Source organism: Paenibacillus sp., from assembly GCF_035645235.1.
Lineage (GTDB): Bacteria > Bacillota > Bacilli > Paenibacillales > YIM-B00363 > Paenibacillus_AE.
Genome location: NZ_DASQMZ010000056.1, coordinates 1 through 4361 on the forward strand (window position 1 = coordinate 1; position 4361 = coordinate 4361).

6 protein-coding genes are annotated in these 4361 nt (G+C 65.2%); 5 read left to right on the top strand and 1 reads right to left on the bottom strand.

What is annotated here, in order from left to right; all coding sequences use genetic code 11:
* Nucleotides 1-269, bottom strand: a 269-nt coding sequence (locus VEZ38_RS04980) for a cupin domain-containing protein (protein WP_324892244.1), incomplete at its 3' end; no start/stop codon positions are given.
* Between the two features lie 128 nt (nt 270-397).
* Between VEZ38_RS04980 and VEZ38_RS04985 the strand changes: the two genes are divergently transcribed.
* From VEZ38_RS04985 to VEZ38_RS05005, 5 genes are all read left to right on the top strand, one after another.
* Entirely contained in the window at nt 398-1321 is a 924-nt protein-coding gene (locus VEZ38_RS04985; protein ID WP_324892245.1) for a nucleoside hydrolase, read from the top strand.
* Entirely contained in the window at nt 1318-2247 is a 930-nt protein-coding gene (gene rbsK / locus VEZ38_RS04990; RefSeq protein WP_324892246.1) for a ribokinase, read from the top strand. The genes VEZ38_RS04985 and rbsK overlap by 4 nt, the downstream gene beginning before the upstream one ends.
* Nucleotides 2244-2579 carry a CHY zinc finger protein gene (locus tag VEZ38_RS04995; protein ID WP_324892247.1) on the top strand — a complete coding sequence of 112 codons (336 nt, stop codon included), beginning with the start codon at nt 2244-2246 and terminating at the stop codon, nt 2577-2579. The genes rbsK and VEZ38_RS04995 overlap by 4 nt, the downstream gene beginning before the upstream one ends.
* A 230-nt stretch (nt 2580-2809) precedes the next feature.
* Nucleotides 2810-3094 (top strand): CD3324 family protein, encoded by a 285-nt coding sequence (locus VEZ38_RS05000; protein WP_324892248.1) that lies wholly within the window; start codon nt 2810-2812, stop codon nt 3092-3094.
* 193 nt (nt 3095-3287) lie between these two features.
* On the top strand, nt 3288-4361 hold a 1074-nt coding region (locus VEZ38_RS05005; RefSeq protein WP_324892249.1), incomplete at its 3' end, for a stalk domain-containing protein.

Here is a 4361-nt window from a genome sequence, read left to right on the forward strand (position 1 = left end):
CCTTCGGCGAGCGGCGGCGCGGCCGACTCCGGCAGCGCGAAGCCGACGCACACGACGTCGGCCGCCGCGGTCCGCCGCTCGTCGTGCAGCGTGTGCGGCCGCACGACCGCGAAGTCGCCCGCGCGGTACGTCCACTCGCGCCGCCCGATCCGCGTGAGCCCCTCGCCCTCCACGTAATACACAAGCTCGTAACAGCGGTGCCGGTGAAACGGAATGCTCTCCTCCGCCCGCCGGTCGACGCGAAACAAGAAATCGAGCGTCGCTTCCATCGATCATCCCTCCGATTATCCGTAGCCAAATCATACAATAAAAAGACCGATTCGTGATACCGAAACGGTACTTTTTTATTTATGATGGGGGAAGACAAGAACCAAATCATGATACGGAGGTACGACCGATGACGACTTATCCCGCGATCGACGAAGCTGCCCTGACCCGCCGCCTGAGACACCCCGGACGCCAGATCCGCATGGTGCTCGATACCGATACGTTCAATGAGATCGACGACCAATTCGCCGTTACGTATGCGCTTACGTCGCCGGACAGCGTGACTGTCGAAGCGTTGTATGCGGCGCCGTTCTTCAACGAGCTGTCGACGGGGCCGGCCGACGGCATGGAGAAGAGCTACCAAGAAATATTGAAAATATTGCCGCTGCTCGGCAAACAAGACGTCCCGGTGTACCGGGGATCGACGTCGTACTTGCCGAAGGACGGCGGGTTCGTCGAGAGCGAAGCCGCCCGCAACCTCGTCGAACGGGCGCTCGCCAGCGATCCGGAGGACCCGCTGTACGTCGTGGCGATCGGCGCGATTACGAACGTGGCGTCCGCGATTCTGATGGAGCCGTCGATCGTCGATCGCATCGTGATCGTATGGCTGGGCGGCCACTCGTTCTCCTGGCCGGACACGAGGGAGTTCAACCTGTACCAAGACGTGCCCGCGGCCCGCGTCGTCTTCGACTGCGGCGCGCCGGTCGTCATGGTGCCGTGCATGGGCGTAGCGTCGCATCTGCATACGTCGCTCTCGGAAATCCGCGATTACGTGAAGGACGTCGGCCCGATCGGGGAATACCTTCACAAGACGTACAAGAACTGCGCGAAGGATCATTTCGGCTACACGCGCGTCATCTGGGACATCTCGACGATCGCTTGGCTCGCGAATCCGAACTGGGCGCCGAGCTACCTCGCCCCGAGCCCCCGCATCTCGGACGACGGCCGCTGGATCCAAGACCCGACGCGTCATCCGATCCGCTATGTGTACTACCTCCACCGGGACGCGATCTTCAAGGATCTGTTCCGGAAGATCGGGGCGCGCCCGGAATGAAGACGCCGAACCTCGTCGTCGTCGGGAGTCTGAACATGGATCTCGTCGTCTCCTCGAGCCGCATGCCGCTCGTCGGGGAGACGATCGAAGGCGAAGCGATCCATTATATTCCCGGAGGCAAGGGAGCGAATCAGGCGGTCGGCTGCGCCAGGCTCGGCGCGAGCGTCACGATGGTCGGCGCGGCCGGCGACGACGCCTTCGGCGCGCAGCTGATCGACGCGCTCGCGCAAGCCGGCGCCAGGACGGACCGCATCGCGCGGCTGCCCGGCGTGCCGACCGGCACGGCTACGATTCTGCATACGCCGGCGGATAACTGCATCGTCATCGTGCCGGGCGCGAACGGCCAAGTGACGCCGGACATGATCGAGGCGTCGCGCGAGGCGATCCAAGCGGCGGACGCGCTGCTCGTGCAGCTGGAGGTGCCGCTGCCGTCCGTCGAGCGCGCCCTCCGTATCGCGCGCGAGGCCGGCGTGACGACGATCCTGAATCCGGCGCCGGCGAAGCCGCTGCCCGACGCGATCCTCGCGCTCGCGGACTGGGTGACGCCGAACGAGACGGAATTCGCGGCGCTCGGGGGCGGCGCGGCCGAAGACGACGCGTCGCTCGCCGCCGCGATCGAGCGGTGGGAAGCGCGCTACGGACATCGCCTCGTCGTTACGCTGGGGAGCCGCGGCGCCGCGACCGTCGAAGGGGGCCGTCTCCGCGTCGCGCCGGCGCCGAAGGTGACGCCCGTCGATACGACGGGAGCGGGCGACTGCTTGAACGCGGCGTTCGCCTTCGCCCTCGCTTCCGGTCGGCCGGCCGAAGACGCGCTCGAGTTCGCCGTGCGGGCGGCGTCGCTCTCCGTCACGCGCTTCGGCGCGCAAGCGGGCATGCCGACGCTGCCGGAGGCGGAAGCCGCGTTCGCGGACCGAGGCGGCGCATGAGGCCGCTCGTCATCGGCGCGATCGACGCGCAGACGCGCTGTAAGCATTACCATGGGCCGACCGACGTGATCGCCATCAAGTTCAAATGCTGCGACGCCTACTACGGCTGCTTCTTCTGCCACGAGGAGGCGGCGGGACATCCGCCGGCGAAGTGGGGGGAGGCCGACCGTATAGCGAAGGCCGTCTTGTGCGGCGGCTGCGGCGAGGAGCTGGCCATCGACGCCTACTTGAACAGCGGGTACGCGTGCCCAAGCTGCGGGACCGCCTTCAACCCGAGATGCGAAGCGCATTATCCGCTCTATTTCGACTTCGCGGGGAAGGAACGAGTATAGGAATTCTTTCCCTTTTCCGAATCGCGCGTTCGGGTTATAGTATAGAAGTCGGGCCCGACGAAAAAGAACGAAAGGGGTTGATCGGTGTGGTAAACCAAACAGAGGTGATCTTCGTCTAACGACGAAGCTCGCCTTATAACGAAGGGGGAGGCTTCGGCCTCCCCTCTATATACGACTTGGAGAACCGCCGAACCTGTGGAGGATGACGTCCACGGTTTTTTCGCTTTTGCATGAGGAGGGCGAACCCCGTACGATACAAGAACGCGAAGGAAGTGCTTCCCCCGCGTCTGTTGAAGGAGCTGCAGCAGTTCGTTCAGGGGGAATTGGTCTACATTCCGAAGATCGCCGACCGGCGGGCCGGCTGGGGCGAGCTGAGCGGCGCGAGGCGGCAGATCGCCGAGCGCAACGAGGAGATCAGCCGCCGTTACGCCAGCGGGTGGTCCGTCGCGGAGCTCGAGCGGAAGTACCATCTCTCGGGAGACAGCATACGGAAGATCGTTGTGAAAATGAAATAACGAATAGGAAGCCGCCGTCCGGAATCGGACGAGCGGCTTTCGCACGTTCCGCGGAGGTTGCCCGAAATCTCGCCGCGCGGATTCGTCCGCCAAGACGCCTTGGAAGAAATTGTCGGACTCCCGATCGTAACTATTTTCCCTTCCCGAACGTCACTAAGGTAGGGGAAGTATTGAACCAGGAGGCGTTGACGTGATGAAGCGTGCATACGGAGGAGCGATCGCATGTTTGGCCGTCGCGATAGCGTGGGGCGTCGGCGCGTCCGCTTGGCCGGGGTCGACGGCGGCCGACGAGGCGGCTGCGCGGACGACGACGCGGGAAGTCGTGTTCGACATCGACCGAGGCGGCGTGCTGGTGAACGGCCGGACGCCGGCGGCGACGTACCCGATGACCGTACATAACGGACGAGTGTACGTCGCGGCGCGGCAGCTCGCCGACGCGTTCGGCTATAAGGCGGAATACGATCCGAAGAGCTATGACGCGATTTTGCGGGATGCGCGCACGAGCATTAGCGTGAATCAGGGCGCGCGGCAAGCATGGGTGAACGATATGCCCGTGCCGTACGAAGGGCTCGGGCTAGTGAAGGACGGTCGGCTGCTGCTGTCGATTCGAGCGATCGCCGACTATATGGGGTTGTACGTCGGCTACGACCCCGTCTTGCGGAAGGCGACCGTCGCGGATCCGGAGTACCCGTACGCGAAGCCGGTGAACCCGGCCGAGCCGAATTTCGTGCCGATCGACTTCGCCCGATACGGCGAGTATCCGGTCGTCGCGGCGGCGGAGACGCGAGATTCGTCCCGGACGCTGCTGTTCAGCGACAGTCCGGAGACGTTCCGCGAGCTCGGCGTGTTGTATCGCGATACGGTGGAGGGCGAGGCGCGGCTGTTTCTGACGCACGTGAACGGCACGGCGTCGTCCGCGACGGTCGGCTGGCTCGCGACGAACGACGGGGATGCGCCGGCGACGCTGACGATCGAGCGGCAGGGCGTCGCGGCGAGGTCGAAGGATTACGCGAAGCAAGGGCGCGAGGCGCTGGCGGCATGGCTAGCCGGCGGCGAGGGAGAACGCCGGACCGTCGCGCCGGGCGAGACCGTCGTGCTGTATCGGACGGAACCGCTGACGGCCATGGACGGCGCGCATGCCATCTTCGACGTCTCCGTCGACGGGGCGCTGCGGTTCGACGTCGTCGCCGCGCCGGCGTCGCAGCCGATCGGGGAGCCGGCGTCGACGCCGTTCGCCGCGAGGGACATTCACGACCGGGGGACGTTC